Annotated in this window: 24 protein-coding genes; 20 read left to right on the forward strand and 4 right to left on the reverse strand. The window is 65.0% G+C overall.

Translation table 11 applies throughout. The features are described from left to right. Positions 1–49: 49 nt before the first annotated feature. Both secA and Q4F19_RS00785 read left to right on the forward strand, forming a co-directional pair. Entirely contained in the window at positions 50–2,797 is a 2,748-nt protein-coding gene (secA, locus tag Q4F19_RS00780) for a preprotein translocase subunit SecA (RefSeq protein ID WP_303539238.1), read from the forward strand. 283 nt (positions 2,798–3,080) lie between these two features. Then, positions 3,081–3,368: a GIY-YIG nuclease family protein gene (locus Q4F19_RS00785; protein ID WP_303539239.1), complete on the forward strand. Its 288-nt coding sequence runs from the start codon at positions 3,081–3,083 to the stop codon at positions 3,366–3,368. Here Q4F19_RS00785 and Q4F19_RS00790 read toward each other — a convergent pair. Beyond that, positions 3,326–3,583 (reverse strand): XrtV sorting system accessory protein, encoded by a 258-nt coding sequence (locus Q4F19_RS00790; RefSeq protein ID WP_303539240.1) that lies wholly within the window; start codon positions 3,581–3,583, stop codon positions 3,326–3,328. The two genes, Q4F19_RS00785 and Q4F19_RS00790, sit on opposite strands and share 43 nt — an antisense overlap. Positions 3,584–3,668: 85 nt before the next feature. Beyond that, a complete protein-coding gene (locus Q4F19_RS00795) occupies positions 3,669–4,226 on the reverse strand; it encodes a YcbK family protein (RefSeq protein ID WP_303539241.1) in 558 nt (185 codons plus the stop codon). A gap of 134 nt (positions 4,227–4,360) precedes the next feature. Here Q4F19_RS00795 and Q4F19_RS00800 point away from each other — a divergent pair, with 134 nt between their 5' ends. Both Q4F19_RS00800 and Q4F19_RS00805 read left to right on the forward strand, forming a co-directional pair. Then, positions 4,361–5,296 carry a L,D-transpeptidase family protein gene (locus Q4F19_RS00800; RefSeq protein ID WP_303539242.1) on the forward strand — a complete coding sequence of 312 codons (936 nt, stop codon included), beginning with the start codon at positions 4,361–4,363 and terminating at the stop codon, positions 5,294–5,296. Beyond that, positions 5,293–5,883 carry a M23 family metallopeptidase gene (locus Q4F19_RS00805; RefSeq protein WP_341850145.1) on the forward strand — a complete coding sequence of 197 codons (591 nt, stop codon included), beginning with the start codon at positions 5,293–5,295 and terminating at the stop codon, positions 5,881–5,883. The genes Q4F19_RS00800 and Q4F19_RS00805 overlap by 4 nt, the downstream gene beginning before the upstream one ends. Positions 5,884–5,905: 22 nt before the next feature. Here Q4F19_RS00805 and Q4F19_RS00810 read toward each other — a convergent pair whose 3' ends face one another. Next, complete coding sequence (locus Q4F19_RS00810) at positions 5,906–6,187, reverse strand: hypothetical protein (protein WP_303539243.1); 282 nt, start codon at positions 6,185–6,187, stop codon at positions 5,906–5,908. A 132-nt stretch (positions 6,188–6,319) separates the two neighbouring features. On the opposite strand from Q4F19_RS00810, the gene Q4F19_RS00815 reads away from it, so the two are divergent. The 5 genes from Q4F19_RS00815 to Q4F19_RS00835 all read left to right on the forward strand — a co-directional run bounded on the left by Q4F19_RS00815 (position 6,320) and on the right by Q4F19_RS00835 (position 10,384). Beyond that, on the forward strand, positions 6,320–7,237 hold the full coding sequence (locus Q4F19_RS00815; RefSeq protein WP_303539244.1) for an alpha/beta fold hydrolase: 918 nt from the start codon (positions 6,320–6,322) through the stop codon (positions 7,235–7,237). An 88-nt stretch (positions 7,238–7,325) separates the two neighbouring features. Continuing rightward, a complete protein-coding gene (locus Q4F19_RS00820) occupies positions 7,326–7,613 on the forward strand; it encodes a hypothetical protein (protein WP_303539245.1) in 288 nt (95 codons plus the stop codon). 207 nt (positions 7,614–7,820) lie between these two features. Next, on the forward strand, positions 7,821–8,783 hold the full coding sequence (locus tag Q4F19_RS00825) for a hypothetical protein (protein WP_303539246.1): 963 nt from the start codon (positions 7,821–7,823) through the stop codon (positions 8,781–8,783). Between the two features lie 86 nt (positions 8,784–8,869). Then, positions 8,870–9,433 carry an elongation factor P gene (gene efp, locus Q4F19_RS00830; protein WP_303539247.1) on the forward strand — a complete coding sequence of 188 codons (564 nt, stop codon included), beginning with the start codon at positions 8,870–8,872 and terminating at the stop codon, positions 9,431–9,433. Positions 9,434–9,562: 129 nt separating this feature from the next. After that, complete coding sequence (locus tag Q4F19_RS00835) at positions 9,563–10,384, forward strand: inositol monophosphatase family protein (RefSeq protein ID WP_303539248.1); 822 nt, start codon at positions 9,563–9,565, stop codon at positions 10,382–10,384. Between the two features lie 7 nt (positions 10,385–10,391). On the opposite strand, the gene Q4F19_RS00840 is transcribed toward Q4F19_RS00835, so the two are convergent. Beyond that, on the reverse strand, positions 10,392–11,231 hold the full coding sequence (locus tag Q4F19_RS00840; RefSeq protein ID WP_303539249.1) for a hypothetical protein: 840 nt from the start codon (positions 11,229–11,231) through the stop codon (positions 10,392–10,394). Between the two features lie 183 nt (positions 11,232–11,414). Here Q4F19_RS00840 and ndhC point away from each other — a divergent pair, with 183 nt between their 5' ends. The 11 genes from ndhC (at position 11,415) to Q4F19_RS00895 (ending at position 17,502) form a co-directional block, all read left to right on the forward strand. Continuing rightward, positions 11,415–11,792, forward strand: a complete 378-nt coding sequence (gene ndhC, locus Q4F19_RS00845; RefSeq protein ID WP_303539250.1) for an NADH-quinone oxidoreductase subunit A — start codon at positions 11,415–11,417, stop codon at positions 11,790–11,792. Then, on the forward strand, positions 11,783–12,334 hold the full coding sequence (locus Q4F19_RS00850; protein WP_303539251.1) for a NuoB/complex I 20 kDa subunit family protein: 552 nt from the start codon (positions 11,783–11,785) through the stop codon (positions 12,332–12,334). The genes ndhC and Q4F19_RS00850 overlap by 10 nt, the downstream gene beginning before the upstream one ends. Continuing rightward, on the forward strand, positions 12,331–12,996 hold the full coding sequence (locus Q4F19_RS00855) for an NADH-quinone oxidoreductase subunit C (RefSeq protein ID WP_303539252.1): 666 nt from the start codon (positions 12,331–12,333) through the stop codon (positions 12,994–12,996). Before Q4F19_RS00850 ends, Q4F19_RS00855 begins: the two co-directional genes overlap by 4 nt. Positions 12,997–13,191: 195 nt before the next feature. Beyond that, on the forward strand, positions 13,192–14,388 hold the full coding sequence (locus Q4F19_RS00860) for an NADH-quinone oxidoreductase subunit D (RefSeq protein WP_303539916.1): 1,197 nt from the start codon (positions 13,192–13,194) through the stop codon (positions 14,386–14,388). Continuing rightward, entirely contained in the window at positions 14,385–14,729 is a 345-nt protein-coding gene (locus tag Q4F19_RS00865) for a nuclear transport factor 2 family protein (protein WP_341850146.1), read from the forward strand. Before Q4F19_RS00860 ends, Q4F19_RS00865 begins: the two co-directional genes overlap by 4 nt. Continuing rightward, positions 14,726–14,899 carry a hypothetical protein gene (locus Q4F19_RS00870; RefSeq protein WP_303539253.1) on the forward strand — a complete coding sequence of 58 codons (174 nt, stop codon included), beginning with the start codon at positions 14,726–14,728 and terminating at the stop codon, positions 14,897–14,899. The genes Q4F19_RS00865 and Q4F19_RS00870 overlap by 4 nt, the downstream gene beginning before the upstream one ends. Then, positions 14,899–15,537 carry an NADH-quinone oxidoreductase subunit NuoE gene (gene nuoE, locus Q4F19_RS00875; protein ID WP_303539254.1) on the forward strand — a complete coding sequence of 213 codons (639 nt, stop codon included), beginning with the start codon at positions 14,899–14,901 and terminating at the stop codon, positions 15,535–15,537. Before Q4F19_RS00870 ends, nuoE begins: the two co-directional genes overlap by 1 nt. Continuing rightward, a complete protein-coding gene (locus Q4F19_RS00880; RefSeq protein WP_303539255.1) occupies positions 15,537–15,686 on the forward strand; it encodes a hypothetical protein in 150 nt (49 codons plus the stop codon). The genes nuoE and Q4F19_RS00880 overlap by 1 nt, the downstream gene beginning before the upstream one ends. A 12-nt stretch (positions 15,687–15,698) precedes the next feature. Continuing rightward, complete coding sequence (locus tag Q4F19_RS00885) at positions 15,699–15,977, forward strand: hypothetical protein (protein WP_303539256.1); 279 nt, start codon at positions 15,699–15,701, stop codon at positions 15,975–15,977. Beyond that, positions 15,974–17,275 (forward strand): NADH-quinone oxidoreductase subunit NuoF, encoded by a 1,302-nt coding sequence (gene nuoF / locus Q4F19_RS00890; RefSeq protein ID WP_303539257.1) that lies wholly within the window; start codon positions 15,974–15,976, stop codon positions 17,273–17,275. Before Q4F19_RS00885 ends, nuoF begins: the two co-directional genes overlap by 4 nt. Beyond that, a complete protein-coding gene (locus Q4F19_RS00895; protein ID WP_303539258.1) occupies positions 17,272–17,502 on the forward strand; it encodes a hypothetical protein in 231 nt (76 codons plus the stop codon). Before nuoF ends, Q4F19_RS00895 begins: the two co-directional genes overlap by 4 nt. Position 17,503 lies beyond the last annotated feature (1 nt).

Here is a 17,503-nt window from a genome sequence, read left to right on the forward strand (position 1 = left end):
GCGTCTGCGCGCGTGCGCGCGGCCGCCTCTCGTGTTTCAGGGAAAATGCATGTTCGCCGGCATCGCCAAGGCCATCTTCGGGTCGTCCAACGACCGTTATGTGAAGTCGCTCTCGCCCACGGTGGCGAAGATCGCTTCCTATGAGGCTGCGATGCAGGCGCTGTCCGACGAGGAGCTGGCAGGGCAGACCGCCAAGTTCCGCGACCGGATCGCCGCGGGCGAGACGCTCGATGCCTTGCTGCCCGAGGCGTTCGCGACGGTGCGCGAATCCGCCAAGCGGGTGCTGGGCCAGCGGCATTACGACGTGCAGATGATCGGCGGCATCGTCCTCCATCGCGGCGAGATCGCCGAGATGCGGACCGGCGAGGGCAAGACGCTCGTCGCGACGCTGGCGGTGTATCTCAATGCGCTGAACGGGCAGGGCGTCCACGTCGTGACCGTCAACGACTATCTCGCCAGCCGCGATGCGGGCTGGATGGGGCAGGTCTATCGGTTCCTCGGGCTGAGCGTGGGCATCATCGTGCCGAACCTGTCCGACGAGCAGCGCCGCGACGCTTATGCGGCGGACATCACCTACGGCACGAACAACGAGTTCGGCTTCGATTATCTGCGCGACAACATGAAGTATGACCGCGCGCAGATGGTGCAGCGGCCTTTCTCGTTCGCGGTGGTCGACGAGGTGGATTCGGTGCTGATCGACGAGGCGCGCACGCCTTTGATCATCTCCGGGCCGACCGAGGACAAGAGCGAGCTGTACAAGCTCGTCGACGCGGTCGTGAAGGACATCGCGCCCGGCGATTACGAATATGACGAGAAGTCCAAGTCGGTGATCCTGACCGAGGACGGCACCGAGCGCGTCGAGCGCGCGCTGGAAGCCGCGGGCATGCTCCAGGGCGACAATCTCTACGATTTCGAGAATACGCAGGTGGTCCACCACCTGAACCAGGCGCTGCGCGCCAACGTCGCCTTCAAGCGCGACATCGATTATATCGTCAAGGACGCCAAGGTCATCATCATCGATGAGTTTACCGGGCGGATGATGGACGGTCGGCGCTGGTCCGACGGGCTTCACCAGGCGGTGGAGGCCAAGGAAGGCGCGAATATCGAGCCCGAGAACCAGACGCTCGCCTCGATCACCTTCCAGAATTATTTCCGCATGTACCCCAAGATCGGCGGCATGACGGGCACCGCCGCGACCGAGGCGCACGAATTCTACCAGATTTACAAGATCAACGTCGTCACGATCCCGACCAACGTGCCGGTGAAGCGCAAGGACGACGAGGACGAGTTCTACAAGAATATCGGTGACAAGTTCGCCGCGATCACGAAGGGCATCCGCGAGAAGCAGGATTTGGGCCAGCCCGTGCTGGTCGGCACCGTCTCGATCGAGAAGAGCGAGCTGCTCAGCGAATTCCTGACCAAGGAAGGCGTGAAGCATAATGTGCTGAATGCGCGCTATCACGAGCAGGAAGCGCATATCGTGTCGCAGGCCGGGCGGATCGGCGCGGTGACGATCGCGACCAACATGGCGGGACGCGGCACCGACATCCAGCTGGGCGGCAATCTCGAATTCCGGATGGCGGACGAGCATAGCCAGCTGGAAGCCGGCACGCCCGAATATGAGGCGGCCGCCGCGCGCATCGCGCAGGAAATCGTCGCCGAGAAGGCGGCTGTGCTGGCGGCGGGCGGGCTGTTCGTGCTCGGCACCGAGCGCCACGAGAGCCGGCGCATCGACAATCAGCTGCGCGGCCGCGCCGGGCGCCAGGGCGATCCGGGGCTCAGCCGCTTCTACCTGAGCCTCGACGACGATCTGCTGCGCATCTTCGGCCCGCAGACGATGTTCGCCAAGATGATGAACAAGAATCTGGAGGATGGCGAGGCGATCGTCTCCCCGTGGATCTCCAAGGCGATCGAGAATGCGCAGCGCAAGGTCGAGGCGCGCAACTACGATATCCGCAAGCAGGTCGTCGAATATGACGACGTGATGAACGACCAGCGCAAGGTGATCTACGAGCAGCGCTCGGACATCATGGATGCGGGCGCGGTCGACGATGTCGTCGCCGACATGCGCGCCGAGACGATCACGACGATCGTCGGCACCGCCTGCCCGCCGGGCTCCTATCCCGAGCAGTGGGACGTGCCGGTGCTGAAGGAGACGCTGACCGACATCCTGGGCCTCGATCTGCCGATCGAGGACTGGATGCAGGAAGAGCGCGTCGAGCCCGAACTGCTCGTCGAGCGGATCCAGTCGGCGTCCGACGTGCAGATGGAAGCCAAGGCGGGCGAGATCGGCCAGGAGAGCTGGCGCGATCTCGAGAAGAGCGTGCTGCTCCAGACGCTGGACCAGCATTGGAAGGACCATCTCTCGACGCTCGACGCGTTGCGCCAGGTGATCCACCTGCGCTCCTATGCGCAGAAGACGCCGATCAACGAGTATAAGTCCGAGGCGTTCGCTCTGTTCGAGCGGATGCTGGAGGCGATCCGCGAGGACGTGACGCGCACGCTCAGCAATCTGAGCTTCCGGATGGCGCCGTCGCCGTTCGACAATCTGCCGCCGATGCCGGATTTCGTCACGACGCATATCGATCCGCTGACCGGGCTCGACGACAGCGCGGACCGCGACGCGGGGACGATGGGGCTGATCTCGACGCGGCTGCCGCCGCTGCAGTTCGCGATGCCGAACCTGCCGGCCGAACTGGCGAGCGATCCGGACTCGCTGGACGGCAAGATCAGCCGCAATGCGCCGTGCCCGTGCGGCTCGGGGCGCAAGTACAAGCATTGCCACGGGCAGCTTTGAGCGGCTGAGAATTTCCCTATTCCGTTTGCCCTGAGCCTGTCGAAGGGCCGTCCTGCCTTTTGCCTGTGGGCGGAAGAAGGACAGTGCTTCGACAAGCTCAGCACGAACGGTTGTTGGGTTTCGCTGAACTAACCATCCGTTCGGCCTGAGCTTGTCGAAGGCCCGTCCTTCTGTTTCGATGCGGCATGAGCTTCTGGGCTTACATGCTGCATTGTCGGGGCGGGCGATTTTACGTCGGGCATACCGACGATCTTGAACGACGTGTGGCCAGCATCAGGCTGGCATGATCCCCGGTTTCACCGCCGAGCGATTGCCGGTCGAGCTTGTCTGGTCGGAGCGTTTTGTGACGCGGATCGAAGCGCGCGAGGCCGAAAAGCGTCTGAAAGGCTGGAGCCAGGCCAAGAAGATGGCGCTGATCCGCGGGGATTGGGATCAGGTCAGCTGGCTCGCCCGTGGCAAGAAGGACGGGCCTTCGACGAGCTCAGGCCGAACGGTGGTAAGGGCTAACCCAACACCAAGCTTGCAGCCCTACTTGATGCCCTTGAGGGGTTTCAGCGCGTACCAGATATAGGCAACCGTGCCGACGAGGACGACGATCGCGGCCACGTCGTGATAGGGGAAGTCATCGTGGTTGCCGAGATAGTTGGCGACCGCGCAGCCGACAGAGGCGGCGAGATACTGCCAGATGCTGTCCTCGGGCTCGCCCTCGCTGGAGGAGCGCTGGAGGAACAGGACGATGAGGCCGGCGAAGACCGCGACCGTCACCCAATCGTAGATGGTTTCCAACGAAGCAACTCCCCCGACAACCGCGCGATGCCACGCGGCGGCGGGCGCTGGCAATGATTATCAGCCAAAGACTGAGGCGTTCACCTCACCAGCTGCGGACGCGGCCCGTATCGACATGGACGAAGCCGTCCTTGGGATAATAGCCGACGCCGCCGCCCTGCATCGCCGTCGCCGCCATCTTGAGCCGATCGAGGGGCACGCCCGAAATGTGGAGGTCGGTCGCCTTGCCCAGCATGTGCTGGCTCTTGGTGGCGACGCCCGTATGCGCGCCGCCCTTGGCGCGGAGCGCCGCATTGGTGCCGGGCGAGCGATAGCCGGAGATGAGATCGATCTTGGTGCGCGGATCGACGCCGAGCGTATCGCGGATGCGCGAGATCAGCAGCATCAGCTGCGGATCCATGTCGGTCTCTTCATTGTTGCGCCAGTCGCGCAGGCCGAAGTTGAGCTCGGCCAGGCCCTGCTTGTCCCAGCCGTTCGCGCCGAAGAAGCGCGCATCGACCGTGTCGTTGGTGTGGATGTTGCGAAACGCGACGCGCCGCTCAGGCAAGGCCGCGAAGGCACCCTTGGTGACGATGGTCGATGCCGCGCCGAGCGCGAGCGCACCGCCGAGAAGCCGGCGGCGGCCGATATCCATATTCAGCATTCAGATCCCGCTCTGGAAAGAACACGCAAGCAGCGCGTTGCTTACTTTGCCCACCCTTAAGATAGAGGATCGCACGCTTGCGTAAAACTTTGGTTTCCGGCGTTTGCCTCGCGATTCTAACGGCTTGTCCTCTTTTGGCCGCCACCGGCGCGCCGCCTTCCCCCGAAACGCTGCGGATCCAGGTGCTGCTCGATCGTCTCGGCTTCGGCCCCGGCGTGCTCGATGGGCATTCGGGGCTGTCCCTGGCGAAGGCGTTGAAGGGCTTCCAGTCGGCGAACGACCTGCCCGAAAGCGGCAAGCCGGACGAGGCGACGATGAAGCTGCTCGACACGCACAAGGACGTGTCCGCGACGGCCGAGATCGTGCTGAACGACAGCAACCTCTCCGGGCCTTTCGTCGGGCCGATCCCGAAGAAGGAGAGCGATCAGGCCAAGCTGCCGGCGATGGGCTATGCCGATCCGATGGAGGCGCTGGCCGAGCGCTACCATACGACGCCGGCCTTGCTGGTGTCGCTCAACAGCCCGACGACCAAGCTGGTGATGGGCGCGAAGATTAAGGTGCCCAATGTCGTGCCGGGCAGCGGAGCCTATCCAGAGCAGCTCAAGCCGGAGTGGAAGGCGACTTTGGCGTCGCTCAGCGTCTCGGCGGATCAGCCGAAGGCGGCCAAGCTCGTCGTCGACAAGTCCGACGGCGTGCTGCGCGCCTATGACGACGCCGGCAAGCTCATCGCGCAATTTCCGGTGACGACGGGCAGCCAGCATGATCCGCTGCCGATCGGGACATGGAAGGTGCAGGGGACGAGCTATTTGCCGCCTTATCATTATAATCCGAAGCTGTTCTGGGATGCGGGCGGCAACGAGAAGGCCGCGGTGCTGAAGCCGGGTCCGAACGGACCGGTGGGAGTCGTGTGGATGGATCTCGACAAGCCGCATTACGGCATTCACGGGACGCCGGTGCCCGAGAATATCGGCCGCACCGCGAGCCATGGCTGCATCCGGCTGACCAACTGGGATGCGGCGCGGCTGTCGCTGATGGTGAAGCCGGGCACGCCGGCGGTGTTCCAGCCGTGACGCGGACGGGCTGCCTGATCTTCGCCTTCATCGTAGCGGTGATCGGCGGCGTGTGGTGGCTGGCCAAGCGGAGCGGGCCGGTCGTCGAGCGCCCGGTCGCAATGGCGCCGGCGACCGCCCCGACCACGGCTCCATCGGCGGTCGCGCCGACGCGCGCGGGCGGGCTCGTCATTCCGGTCAGCGGCGTCTGGCCGGCGCAGCTGAGCGACACGTGGGGCGATGCGCGCGGCGACGGGACGCGCGCGCATCATGCGATCGACATCATGGCGCCGAAGGGCACGCCGGTCGTCGCCGCGGCGGCGGGCACGGTCGAGAAGATCTTCGAGAGCGAGAATGGCGGGCATACGGTCTATGTCCGCCGCGCCGACCCGGCGTGGGTGGATTATTATGCGCATCTCGATGCTTATGCGCCGGGCCTCACGGAAGGCATGAAGCTGGGCCAGGGGCAATTGATCGGCGCGGTCGGCTCAACCGGCGACGCCAGCCCTGACGCGCCGCATCTGCATTACGAGATCAAGCATATGGCGCCGGGCGAGAAATGGCACCAGGGGACCGAGGTGGATCCCTATCCGATCCTGGCGCGCTGACCCGCCAGGCTCTGCGCGCCGGTCAGACCGGGCAGGCGCCGCTGCCGGGCTTGTTGGGATCGGGCGTGTCCGCGACATTGCACGCGCCGCCGGTGCCCAGCGACCGGGCATTGTCCCGATCGCGCTGCCAATCGGCCTTGGTCTTGCAGATGCGATAGCCATCGACGAGCGAGCCGGTGCGGATGAACTTCTTGCAGATGACCTTGTCGCTGGCGTCGGCGGCGTGCTCGGGCGCGTCGCGGGGAAGCGTGGCCGCCGTCAGCAACGGAAGCGCCACGAGCGCGGCGAGATAACGAACATGCATCGATTCACCCCCCTGTGTTACGTGACTAAGACTGCCGTACGACGGACGATATGTCCAGCATGGCGGTCCGCGGAAAAGTGGCACGTTTCGCCAACGTAACGTAGAAGCGGATCTCCAGCGGGAGAGATCTAGATGGTTCGCATGGTCGTGATGGGCTTGTTCCTCTTCCTGGCGTCGCCGGCGGGGGCGCAGGTGATGCCGTTTCCTGCCAGCTTCGCGACGCGTCCGATCGCGACCAACGGCACGACGCTCCACGTCCGCATCGGCGGGAAGGGCCCGGCGGTGGTGTTGCTGCATGGTTATGGCGAGACGGGCGACATGTGGGCGCCGCTCGCGGCGGAGCTGATGCGCGATCACACCGTCATCGTTCCCGATCTGCGCGGAATGGGCCTCTCCGGGCGGCCGGCGGCCGGCTATGACAAGAAGACGCAGGGCCAGGATATCGCCAGCGTGCTGGATGCGCTCAAGATCGCGAAGGCCGATATCGTGGCGCACGACATCGGCAACATGGTCGCCTTCGCGTTCGTGTTCGAGCATCCGGATCGGGCGACGCGGCTCGTCCTGATGGATGCGCCGGTGCCGGGGATCGGGCCGTGGGAGGAGGTGCTCAAGAATCCGCTGCTGTGGCATTTCCGCTTCGGCGGGCCGGATATGGAGCGGCTGGTGGCGGGGCGCGAGCGCATCTACCTCGACCGCTTCTGGAACGAATTTTCGGCGACCCCGGCGAAGTTCAGCGAGGAATCGCGCCGCCATTATGCCGCGCTCTATGCGATGCCGGGGGCGATGCATGCGGGTTTCAGCCAGTTCGCTGCGTTCGATCAGGACGCGATCGACAACAAGGCGTTCCTGGCGGCGACGGGCAAGCTGGGCCTGCCGGTACTGGCGGTGGGCGGAAGCGCTTCGTTCGCGACGATGATGGCGACGGACGCCCAGGCCGGCTTCACCAACGTGCAGGGCGTGGTGATCGACAATTCGGGCCATTGGCTGATGGAGGAGCAGCCGGCGGCGACGGCGAAGGCGATCCGGGCGTTCCTGGACAAGCCTCTTTGAGCCCCGGCCGGTCTTGAGGTAGAATGGGCGATCGCAGGGGGGCGGCTTTGGATGCCGTTCGTTCGGAAACGTCTCATTGGGAGTGCCCGTGATGAAATATGTCCTGACCGGCCTGTTGCTGCTCCTCCCCGCCGCCGCCGCCGCGCAGATGCCCGGCATCATCCAGGAATCGTCGGGCACCTATTCGCCCGCGTTTTTCGTCCCTGCCGGTGGCCACGCCGATACGCCGACGATGCGCCGTCAGAAACTGGCGCGCGCCGTCGCTCTGCGCAGCGAGGTGGACGGCTTCCTCGTGACGGATGGCGGCGTGCTGACCGACGAGCATCAGCGTTATGTCCAGCGCAAGGCACGGGATATTCTCGGCATCGCACGCTGAGGGCGCTCCGCTCGCGAATAGGCGGGCTAGCCAACCACCATCCGCGCGATGCTGCGGTCTGAATACTCCGCTGCCATCGACAGCTCGTGGCATGACCTGTCCGCCCATTCGCCCGTCCGCGAATTTCCGGTGGAATGCCGATATCCCGCCCGGCAGTCCGCACAGGGGCGGGGCGTGATGCCGCCGGTTTGAGCGGAGAATGCGGGCATGAGCGGGCTGAGGAACATTGCGATCGTCGTCTTGATGGCGTCGCTATTGACGGGATGCGGCGGCGGATCCTCTTCCGCGAGCGGGACGGTCGCACAACCCGAGAGCCCGATCGTCTCGCCGCCCGCGGTGACGCCGCCCCCGGCGACCTTCAATTACGACAAGGCATCGGACTTCACGCGCGACCGCAGCTTTACCGCGATCGGCACGACCGCCACCCTGGTCTATGCGCCGGACGGCGGGAGCCTGTACCAGCGTGCGGCGGCGCTCGACGCGGAAAGCGACGCGATCGGCTTCGATTATGTCGCGAGTTCGCAGACCTACCGCGCCCGCTATCTCGGCGATACGTTCGACCGGGCGAGGACGCCGATCACCAACATCCCCGTGCCGTTCGATGAATATGCCGAGGCGAGCAGCACGAATGCGCTCGGGCTGTATTTCGCGCGGACTCCGCTCCGGGCGGGGATGGACTATGCGGGGTTCGTCCTGTGGCGGCTCGCGCAGCCGCAGGCCATGCAGGTGGGATCTGCGACCCGGATCCACCGGATGCTGTTCGGATCGAAGACGTTGGTCGCCGATCTGCCGACGTCGGGCACATCGACCTACGATGCGAGCGTCGAGGTGAGCGAGAATGAGGGCCCCGACATCGTCGTGCGCAGCATCGGCGGCGTCCGCACGACGACGGCGCGGATCGTCATCGATTGGCGGACGCGCGCACTGAGCGGCTATGTCCGGCTGTTTCCGCCATCGGGCACGGGCACGACCCTCCAGTCGCCCGTCGACTATCCCGTCAGCGGGACGATAGCGGATGACGGACTGCTGACGGGGATGGTCGCGTCGTCCGGCCCGCTCCAGGGCCATGTCTATGGTCCCCGGGCAGTGGAGGTCGGCCTGCTGTTCACCTATCGCAACAGCACATTGTCCACGCAGCAATATGTCGGCGCCGTGCTGGGGCATCAATAAGCCGGCAGCCTTGCCCGAATGCCCTGCCGCGGCTAAAGGCGCGCGCCTGCCCTAGCGGGCCTGCTCTTTCTATCGCGAGACATCCCATGAAGATCAGCGGCGTGGACATTCGTCCCGGCAACATCATCGAATATGAAGGCGGCATCTGGAAGGCCGTCAAGATTCAGCACACCCAGCCGGGCAAGGGTGGCGCCTACATGCAGGTCGAGATGAAGAACCTCATCGACGGCCGCAAGAACAATGTCCGTTTCCGTTCGGCCGAGTCGGTGGAGCGCGTGCGCCTCGACACGAAGGACTTCCAGTTCCTGTTCGCCGACGGCGACCTGCTGACCTTCATGGACAAGGACAATTACGATCAGATCACGCTGCCGCGCGACCTGCTCGGCGATGCCGCCGCCTTCCTGCAGGACGGGATGGACGTGGTGATGGAGCTTTACGACGAGCGCCCGCTCTCGGTGCAGCTGCCCGATACGATCGAGGCGCTGATCGTCGAGGCCGATGCGGTGGTGAAGGGGCAGACCGCGTCTTCCTCCTACAAGCCGGCTTTGCTCGAGAATGGCGTGCGCGTGATGGTGCCGCCGCATATCGGCGCGGGCACGCGGATCGTCGTTGACGTCTACAGCCAGGAATATGTCCGCCGGGCGGACTGACCTACACTCCCCTCCCGCTTGCGGGAGGGGGCGGGGGTGGGGCAGTCCATCCTCAAGATTGAGCGCCGGCTCGACGGCGCGCATCCCACCCCCGACCCCTCCCGCAAGCGGGAGGGGGGAGTTTGATTTATGGCAGCGCAATCAGGCTTGATCACCGTCATGGAGCGCGCGGCGCGCAAGGCTGCGCCGAAGCTGCGGCGTGACTTCAACGAGGTCCAGCAGCTGCAGGTCAGCCGCAAGGGGCCGGCCGACTTCGTCAGCCAGGCGGATCGCCAGGCGGAAGAGACGCTCTACGAGGAATTGAAGCGGGCGCGGCCCGATTGGGGTTTCCTCGGCGAGGAGGGCGGCACGCGCGAGGGCGATCCGACCAAGCCGCGCTGGATCGTCGATCCGTTGGATGGCACGACCAATTTCCTCCACGGCATCCCGCATTTCGCGATCTCGATCGCGGTGGAAGAGCCGCGCGCTGGCGGCACCAAAAGCGAGATCACGCAGGGCCTCGTCTATCAGCCGCTGACCGACGAGAGCTTCTGGGCCGAGAAAGGCCGGGGCGCGTGGCTGCAGGACAAGCGTCTGCGCGTGGCGGCGCGGCGCGATCTGGCGGATTCGCTGATCGCGACGGGCATCCCGTTTCTGGGGCATGGCGATTTCGAGGAATGGACGCGGATCTTCGCGATGGTCGGCCCACAGGTGGCGGGGATCCGTCGCTTCGGCGCCGCGGCGCTCGATCTGGCGTGGGTCGCGGCGGGACGCTTCGACGGATTCTGGGAGAGCGATCTGCGCCCGTGGGACGTGGCGGCGGGGATATTGCTCGTGAAGGAAGCGGGCGGCTTCGTGACCGATTATCGCGGCAGCGACCAGGCGATGGAGCGCAACCAGTTCCTCGCGGCGAGCGACGGCATTCAGCCGAAATTGCTCAAGCTTGTGGCGAGCGCTCTCAAGAAGGGGTGAGGCCCGCTCACGGCAGCGAGGGCAATCCCGCACGGACCAGCCGCTTGCGCGCTAGCGCGCGGAGATGCTGGTAGGGCGTCATCGGGAAGGGTTCGCGCCACGTAGCGCCATTGGCGCGCACGCGCAGCGCCCGCATCGGCGTCGTTTCCCGCTTGAGCTCCGCCGCCTCGGCCACGTCCTTGAGCAGGCTTTCGGCCTGAAGCCAGCCGTGCCGCCGGCAGAAGCCGTCGACCGCGAACAGCCGATCGGCATAAACCGCGGCGCCGCGCGGCGAGCAGAAGGCGAACCGATCGTTGAGCCCGCTCCACTCGCTCCACGATGGCGTGATCAGATCGACTCCGTGGCCGACGATCCGATCGAGCACATGATCGATATCGAGCGGATCGAGATATTCCATGTCGGGCCGGATCAGCAGAAACGCATCGAACCGATCGCGATCGAGTAGCCCCGCCAATATCCACAAGCGCCGCAGGCTGTGGAGCTGATAGATGAGGTTGGCGCGCGTCTGCGCGATCTTGGGCGTATCGTCCGAAAGCACCTCGCCCATCCACGGACGGATCTCGGCGGGGATGGTTTCCGCCGACTGATCCTCCATCAGCAGCGCGCTCACGTCCAGGCCGGGCCAGCCGGCGTTGGTGTGGCGGACGCCGGTCTCGCCGCTGTGGATATTGTGAATGACCGGCGGCATGTTGAAATGTGCCGCCGCGACGACGTCGACCCCCGCCCGCGCGAGGGGAGCGAAAATGTTCCTCCGGATGCTCTTGAGCGTCCATCGCAGCGATCGGTTGAGCCCGAACAGGCCGACAAAGATTCTGGGCCTGCCCGCGTCCATTTTTACCCCGCTCACCACGTCTATCGCCGTTATCGCAGCATCGCCTGGTCGAGCAAGGCACGGAGCCGTCAATCCTACTCACTTGCGAGTCATTCTCACCGCTTGCCCCGCTTGCTTCGCAGGTGCGGCAAGCTTAGTGACCCCCTCGTCAGGTCGGGCGTTTTTTCTGGCCTCAGATCAATCCACGGAGCTTCGCCCATGGCATCTGTTGCCTTAGGCTACCTGCCGATCCTCATGTTTCTCGGCATCGCCGTCCTCCTGTCGACGGCGTTCGTCGTGCTGCCGATCGTCGCGTCGCAATTCACCGGATCGGCCAAGCCGACGCCGGAGAAGCTGGCCGAATATGAGTGCGGCTTCCCCGCCTTCGAGGATAGCCGCGCGCAGTTCGACGTGCGCTTCTATCTCGTCGCGATCCTGTTCATCGTCTTCGATCTGGAGGCGGCGTTTCTCTATCCGTGGGCCGTCGCGCTCGGCGGCATCGGTTTCGTCGGCTGGGCCGCGATGATGGTGTTCCTCGTCGAACTGGCGGTCGGCTATGCCTATGCCTGGAAGAAGGGAGCGCTCGAATGGGAGTGACTTTGCCCGCGACGCTCGACACGCACCCGTTCGAAGGGCGCGAACCCGATGCCGGCTTCTTCGAAAGCCTGAACTCCGAAGTGATGGACAAGGGCTTCCTCGTCACCTCGACCGAGGAGCTGTTCCAGTGGGCGCGCACCGGATCGCTGTGGTGGATGACGTTCGGTCTCGCCTGCTGCGCGGTCGAGATGATCCACGTGAACATGCCGCGTTACGATCTGGAGCGGTTCGGCGCCGCGCCGCGCGCGTCACCGCGCCAGTCGGACGTGATGATCGTCGCGGGTACGCTCTGCAACAAGATGGCCCCGGCTCTGCGCAAGGTCTATGACCAGATGTCCGAGCCCAAATATGTGATCTCGATGGGATCGTGCGCGAATGGCGGCGGCTATTATCATTACAGCTATTCGGTGGTGCGCGGCTGCGACCGGATCGTGCCCGTCGACATCTATGTGCCGGGCTGCCCGCCGACCGCAGAGGCTCTGCTGTACGGCGTGATGCAGCTGCAGCGGAAGATCCGCCGCGTGGGAACGATTGAGCGGTGAGCGCGCCGCATCCGAAATATGCGTCCAATGACGGGGTGATCGAGGCGGCGCGTGCCGCGCTCGGCGACCGGCTGATCGACGCGTCCGAGGCGGTCGGCGAAGTGCGGCTCGACGTGAAGCGCGAGGCGCTTCCCGAGGCGATGCGGATCCTGCGCGACGAGCTGTCTTACCAGCAGCTCATGGAGATTGCCGGCGTCGATTATCCGGAGCGCCCCGAGCGCTTCGAGATCGTCTACATGCTGCTGTCGCTGACCAAGAATCATCGGCTGCGCGTGCATGTATCGACCGACGAGACGCTGCCGGTGCCGTCGGTGACGGGGCTGTGGCCGGTCGCGGGCTGGCTCGAGCGCGAAGTGTACGACATGTATGGCGTGCTGTTCGACGGCAATCCCGATCTGCGCCGCATCCTGACCGATTACGGCTTCCGCGGGCATCCGCAGCGCAAGGACTTCCCGCTGACGGGCTTCGTCGAGCTGCGTTATTCCGAGGAAGAGAAGCGCGTCGTCTATTCGCCGGTGAAGCTGGCGCAGGATTTCCGCACGTTCGACTTCACCTCGCCCTGGGAAGGCGCCGAATATGTGCTGCCGGGCGACGAGAAGGCCAAGGTGCCCGAAGATCGCGGTGCGCCGACGCCGCTGAAGGCCGATGAGGTGAAGAAGTGAGCGCGTTCGGCCCTGTCCCGCTTGTCCTGAGCGAAGTCGAAGGACGTGCAGCACGCGGTGCGCTCGGAGCACGTGCTTCGACTACGCTCAGCACGAACGGGGCGGGAGGGATTGCTCATGTCTGATCCCACGTTGATCGTCGCCGATCCGCATGCGGCCGTGTTCGAGGCCGGGGGGCTGGGCGTGTCCGGTCCGATGCCGGTCGGGCAGGAGACCGGCGAGGTCGCGATCGCGAACTACACGATCAATTTCGGGCCCCAGCATCCGGCTGCGCACGGCGTGCTCCGGCTGGTGATGGAGCTGGACGGCGAGATCGTCGAGCGCGTCGATCCGCATATCGGGCTGCTCCATCGCGGCACCGAGAAGCTGATCGAGTACAAGACCTATCTGCAGGCGCTGCCGTATTTCGACCGGCTCGATTATTGCTCGCCGCTCAACATGGAGCACAGCTATGTGCTCGCGATCGAGAAGCTGCTCGGGCTGGAAGTGCCGCTGCGCGCGCAATATCTGCGCGTGCTGTTCGCCGAGATCAGCCGCATTTCCAATCACATGCTGAACCTGGGCAGCCATGTGATGGACGTCGGCGCGATGACGCCGAACCTGTGGCTGTTCGAGGTCCGCGAGGACACGTACGGTTTCTTCGAGCGCGCATCGGGCGCGCGCATGCACATGGCGTGGTTCCGCCCCGGCGGCGTCCACCAGGACGTGCCGCTGAAGCTGCTGACCGACATCGGCGACTGGGTGGATACGCGGCTCAAGCTGTTCGAGGATGCAATCAGCCTCGTCGCGGATAATCGCATCTTCAAGCAGCGCAATGTCGATATCGGCGTGGTCAGCCGCGAGGATGCGATCGCCTGGGGCTTCTCCGGGCCCATGATCCGCGCGGCGGGCATCCCTTGGGACATCCGCAAGAGCCAGCCCTACGACGTCTATGACCGGATGGATTTCGAGATCCCGGTCGGCACCAACGGCGATTGCTATGATCGCTTCATGGTCCGCGTCGAGGAGGTCCGCCAGTCGGCGAGGATCATCAAGCAGTGCCTGGCCGAGATGCCCGAGGGACCGATCGCGTCGCTGGACCGCAAGGTCGTGCCGCCCAAGCGCGGCGAGATGAAGCAGTCGATGGAAGCGCTGATCCATCACTTCAAGCTCTACACCGAAGGCTTCCACGTGCCCGCGGGCGACGTCTATGTCGCGACCGAGAGTCCGAAGGGCGAGTTCGGCGTCTATCTGGTGAGCGACGGGACGAACAAGCCGTATCGCTGCAAGATCCGGCCGACCGCGTTCAGCCATTTGCAGGCGATGGACTTCATGATGAAGGGCCATATGCTCGCCGACACGACCGCCATCCTCTCCGCGATCGACGTGGTGTTCGGGGAGTGCGACCGGTGAGCGCGCAGACCCGCTTCGCTCTGCTCGACCAGATGATCGAACGCTATAATGCAGGCGATGCCGAGGGTTATGCGGCGTTCTTCGCAAAAGACGGCGTGGAGGCCATGTATCGCGGCGCGGAGCTGCGCGTGGGCCGCGACGGCGTGCGCGAGGGCAATGCCAAGACCTTCGCCGATTTTCCGCAGAACCGCGCGATCGTACTCGAGCGGCAGGCGTTCGGCGAGTATGTGACGCTGCACGAGCGCGTGTGGCGGACGCCCGAAGGCGATCCGTTCGAGGTGCTCTCCATCTATTCCTTCGCCGAGGGCGACAAGATTTCGCGCGTGGAGTTCGTACGATGAGCCGGTCGGTCTTCCCGATGTGGGTGTTTCTTGCGGTAGCGCTCGCGATCGCCGTGGTCGCGTTCGGTCTGGGGCAGATCTCGCGCGGCGCGGGCGTGCCGCTCGTTGCCGCCGCCACGACGCTGTGGGTGGCGTATGTCGCGCAGCGCGGGCGGAGGATCGCCAAGTAATGGCCGACGCCGTCCACATTCCCGACGAGGCCGAGACGCGCGCGCGCTGGGGCGCGTTCGCCTGGACCGATGCCAATGCGGCGACGGCCAAGGAGGTGTTCGCGCGCTATCCGAAGGGCCGCGAGCATTCGGCGATCATGCCCTTGCTCGATCTGGCGCAGCGGCAGGTCGGCGCCGAGACGCAGACGCAGGGCTGGCTGCCCGTCCCGGTGATCGAGTTCGTCGCGGCGCAGGTGGGGATGCCCTATATCCGCGCGCTGGAGGTCGTCAGCTTCTACACGATGTACAATATGGCGCCGGTCGGCCGCCATCATGTGCAGGTGTGCGGCACGACGCCGTGCATGTTGCGCGGATCCGACGACGTGCTCGCGGCCTGCTACGCCAAGGGCCTGAAGAAGGGCGCGACGACGGCGGACGGGCTGTTCACGCTGACCGAGGTCGAGTGCCTGGGTGCGTGCGTCAATGCGCCGATGGTCCAGATCAACGACGACAATTACGAGGATCTGACGTTCGAGACGACGACCACGATCCTGGAGGCCCTGGCGCGCGGCGAGAGCCCGAAGCCGGGCCCGCAGGTCGATCGCTTCCTGTCGGCGCCGATGGGCGGGCCGACGGTGCTGAAGGAGTATACCTCCTGATGCCGCTGATCCTCGCCATCGTGCTGGGCGTGGTCGTGCTCGTGCTGGTGATCAAGCTGGCGCTGGGGTTGATCGTGGGCGTTATCGGCATCGCCTTCGCGGTCGCCGTCTATTTCGGAGCGGAAAAGCTCGTGGGGAAGGGCCGATGATGGAGGCGCGGCATGGCTGAGGAGCGCGAGGGCGGTGAAGTCGTGAACTTCATCTCCGAGCAGTTTCGACGTCTGAATCTGCGCCTCGACAATTTCGAGGCTCGGTTCGATGAGCGAATGGATCGTTTGGAAGAACGGGTCGCGCAGGTCGAGCGCCGGTTGACGGCTTCCTCGCATCTTGAGCAGGGCATTGTTGCGCACCTGGCCAGCTTGCACGACAGCATGGATAATTTTCGCGCGACGAGCGTCAGCTTCGACAAGCGCCTCGCGACTCTGGAAACGCACCGATGATCGCTTCGATCGACGACAAGGACCGGATCTTCACCAACATCTACGGCTTCCAGGATTGGGGCGTGGATGGCGCGATGAAGCGCGGGGACTGGGACAATACCAAGGATCTGATGATCCGCGGTCAGGACCAGATCATCGAGGACATCAAGGCGAGCGGGCTGCGCGGTCGCGGCGGCGCGGGCTTCCCGACAGGCATGAAGTGGAGCTTCATGCCGAAGGAGAGCAAGCCGGGTAAGCCGAGCTTCCTGCTGATCAACGCCGACGAGAGCGAGCCGGGCAGCTGCAAGGATCGCGAGATCCTGCGCCACGATCCGCACAAGCTCCTCGAAGGTGCGCTGATCGCGGGCTTCGCGATGCGCGCGCGCGCGGCCTATATCTATATCCGCGGCGAGTTCATCCGCGAGGCCGAGAACCTGTTCGCGGCCGTCGCGCAGGCCTATGACAAGGGGCTGCTCGGCAAGAATGCGGCGGGCTCGGGCTATGATTTCGACGTGTTCGTCCACCGTGGCGCGGGCGCGTACATCTGCGGCGAGGAAACCGCGCAGATCGAGAGCCTCGAGGGCAAGAAGGGCCAGCCGCGGCTGAAGCCGCCTTTCCCCGCGGGCGTCGGCCTGTTCGGCTGTCCGACGACGGTCAACAATGTGGAATCGATCGCTGTTGTGCCGACGATCCTGCGGCGTGGGCCGAGCTGGTTCGCCGGCATCGGCCGCGACAAGAACCAGGGCACGAAGCTCTTCCAGATTTCGGGCCATGTGAACAACCCGACCGTCGTGGAAGAGGCGATGGGGATCAGCTTTCGCGAACTGGTCGACAAGCATGCCGGCGGCATTCGCGGCGGCTGGGACAATCTGCTCGCGGTAATCCCGGGCGGCTCCTCGGTGCCACTCGTGCCCGCCGCGCAGATCATCGATGCGCCCATGGATTTCGACGGGCTTCGCGAAGTCGGGTCCGGCCTCGGCACGGCGGCGATCATCGTCATGGACAAGTCGACCGACATCGTTCGCGCGATCAGCCGGATCAGCTATTTCTACAAGCATGAGAGCTGCGGCCAGTGCACGCCGTGCCGCGAGGGCACGGGCTGGATGTGGCGCGTGATGGAGCGGTTGCGCACCGGCGAGGCCGAGATGCACGAGATCGACATGCTCCATGAAGTGACCAAGCAGGTGGAAGGCCACACGATCTGCGCGCTGGGCGACGCGGCCGCATGGCCGATCCAGGGCCTGATCAAGCATTTCCGGCCCGAGATCGAGCGGCGGATCAGCGACTTCCGCAGCGACATGGCGGTGGCGGCGGAATGACCGACGAACGCGCGGATTTGATGCTGGAGATCCTGAAAGGGATTCAGGCCGATGTCGGCTCGATCAAGCGCGAGCAGACGTCGCAGTCGATCCGTATCGCCTCGATCGAGGAGCATATGCGGGGAATCATGACGTCGATCTACGGAATGCAGAGTGACATCGCGGACCTCAAGGTTCGTGTCGACCGCATCGAACAACGTCTCGGCCTCCGGGACACGGAACACTGAT

Origin of the sequence: Sphingomonas natans (assembly GCF_030546695.1) — a bacterium.
GTDB classification, from domain to species: Bacteria; Pseudomonadota; Alphaproteobacteria; order Sphingomonadales; family Sphingomonadaceae; genus Sphingomonas_I; species Sphingomonas_I natans.

What these genes read in the sequence shown, in the direction of transcription:
- secA (WP_303539238.1), top strand. Translation starts at nt 50, where the DNA reads ATGTTCGCCGGCATCGCCAAGGCCATCTTCGGGTCGTCCAACGACCGT.
- Q4F19_RS00785 (WP_303539239.1), top strand. Translation starts at nt 3,081, where the DNA reads ATGATCCCCGGTTTCACCGCCGAGCGATTGCCGGTCGAGCTTGTCTGG.
- Q4F19_RS00795 (WP_303539241.1), bottom strand. Translation starts at nt 4,226, where the DNA reads ATGCTGAATATGGATATCGGCCGCCGCCGGCTTCTCGGCGGTGCGCTC.
- Q4F19_RS00810 (WP_303539243.1), bottom strand. Translation starts at nt 6,187, where the DNA reads ATGCATGTTCGTTATCTCGCCGCGCTCGTGGCGCTTCCGTTGCTGACG.
- Q4F19_RS00815 (WP_303539244.1), top strand. Translation starts at nt 6,320, where the DNA reads ATGGTTCGCATGGTCGTGATGGGCTTGTTCCTCTTCCTGGCGTCGCCG.
- Q4F19_RS00825 (WP_303539246.1), top strand. Translation starts at nt 7,821, where the DNA reads ATGAGCGGGCTGAGGAACATTGCGATCGTCGTCTTGATGGCGTCGCTA.
- efp (WP_303539247.1), top strand. Translation starts at nt 8,870, where the DNA reads ATGAAGATCAGCGGCGTGGACATTCGTCCCGGCAACATCATCGAATAT.
- Q4F19_RS00835 (WP_303539248.1), top strand. Translation starts at nt 9,563, where the DNA reads ATGGCAGCGCAATCAGGCTTGATCACCGTCATGGAGCGCGCGGCGCGC.
- ndhC (WP_303539250.1), top strand. Translation starts at nt 11,415, where the DNA reads ATGGCATCTGTTGCCTTAGGCTACCTGCCGATCCTCATGTTTCTCGGC.
- Q4F19_RS00850 (WP_303539251.1), top strand. Translation starts at nt 11,783, where the DNA reads ATGGGAGTGACTTTGCCCGCGACGCTCGACACGCACCCGTTCGAAGGG.
- Q4F19_RS00860 (WP_303539916.1), top strand. Translation starts at nt 13,192, where the DNA reads ATGCCGGTCGGGCAGGAGACCGGCGAGGTCGCGATCGCGAACTACACG.
- Q4F19_RS00870 (WP_303539253.1), top strand. Translation starts at nt 14,726, where the DNA reads ATGAGCCGGTCGGTCTTCCCGATGTGGGTGTTTCTTGCGGTAGCGCTC.
- nuoE (WP_303539254.1), top strand. Translation starts at nt 14,899, where the DNA reads ATGGCCGACGCCGTCCACATTCCCGACGAGGCCGAGACGCGCGCGCGC.
- Q4F19_RS00880 (WP_303539255.1), top strand. Translation starts at nt 15,537, where the DNA reads ATGCCGCTGATCCTCGCCATCGTGCTGGGCGTGGTCGTGCTCGTGCTG.
- Q4F19_RS00885 (WP_303539256.1), top strand. Translation starts at nt 15,699, where the DNA reads ATGGCTGAGGAGCGCGAGGGCGGTGAAGTCGTGAACTTCATCTCCGAG.
- nuoF (WP_303539257.1), top strand. Translation starts at nt 15,974, where the DNA reads ATGATCGCTTCGATCGACGACAAGGACCGGATCTTCACCAACATCTAC.
- Q4F19_RS00895 (WP_303539258.1), top strand. Translation starts at nt 17,272, where the DNA reads ATGACCGACGAACGCGCGGATTTGATGCTGGAGATCCTGAAAGGGATT.